The following is a 1,135-nucleotide window of genomic DNA, read 5'->3' as shown; positions in this document are numbered from 1 at the left end:
CGCGCGTTTTATAATCAAGTTAGCCAAATACTTTTAGCTAATTGATAAAATAAAAAACACCAAGACAAATCTCTGTTATCATTGATGTTCCTACACAAACAATGAAAGAGGTTATTGTCTTGATGCAAGAACAGAATACCACAGTCAGAAAAAAAGGTCAGCACCTAACTTCGTTTGAACGAGGCAGAATTGCTACGCTGCACAGCCAAGGCTATTCCAATCGTGCAATTGCCAGAGCGCTTAATGTTTGTCATCAAACAATCAATAATGAATTGTGCCGCGGCGAGATCGACCAAGTAAAAAAAGTGAATGGTCAACGCCAATATTACGCTGTATACTCACCAGAAACAGCACAAGCTAAGTACGAAGCTAATCGAGCCCACTGTCATCGACCTTTGAAACTCGTCGGTGTCGCTGATTTTATCGACTATTTTACGACTCATTTGCGTCAAGATGGTTGGTCGCCTGATGCAGTAGTAGGACGGGCCAAACTTGAAGGCTTATATCAACCTGAGGAGATGGTCTCGACCAAGACGCTATACCACTATATTGATGCCCAGTTACTTGAAGTCCGCAATCTTGATCTACTCGAAAAAACGCGCCACCGTGCCAAACATCATCACTCGATCAAGCACAAGCGTCTGGCCGGACGGAGTATTGATGAACGGCCTAAAAGTATCGACCAGCGCCAAGAGTTCGGCCATTTCGAATTGGACACCGTGGTGGGCAAGCGCAACGGTCAAGAGAGTGTGATCTTAACGCTGATCGAGCGTCAATCCCGCTGCCAAATTCTACGTTTGATCGATGGTCGTGATGCCGATTCAGTCAACTATGAGCTGGCCAAGATCTGTCAAGAATACGGATCAATCATGAAGTCAGTTACTGCCGATAATGGCGCTGAGTTCTCGGAAGTTGGCGCTGTACTTACCGGTGTCGCTGACCTTTATTATGCCCATCCATATCGTTCCTCTGAGCGTGGGACTAACGAAGCGCATAATCGAATGATCCGCCGCGATGTACCCAAGGGTCTATCCATGGATATTTTGGGTCCTCATGATATCCAAGCAGTTGAGTCAAAGCTAAACAATTTACCGCGCCGGCAAACTGGCTATCAAACACCCAAAGAGCTTTTCTC

Annotated in this window: 1 protein-coding gene; it reads left to right on the top strand. The window is 45.8% G+C overall.

Annotated features, from left to right (window positions below; translation table 11 throughout):
• Positions 1-122: 122 nt before the first annotated feature.
• A partial coding sequence (locus EKM76_RS13365; RefSeq protein WP_164507671.1) for an IS30 family transposase occupies positions 123-1,135 on the top strand: 1,013 nt, incomplete at its 3' end.

Origin of the sequence: Loigolactobacillus zhaoyuanensis (assembly GCF_003946385.1) — a bacterium.
Lineage (GTDB): Bacteria > Bacillota > Bacilli > Lactobacillales > Lactobacillaceae > Loigolactobacillus > Loigolactobacillus zhaoyuanensis.
The sequence above is the reverse complement of the archived record's forward strand: the minus strand, read 5'-3'. Positions and strand labels throughout refer to the sequence as shown.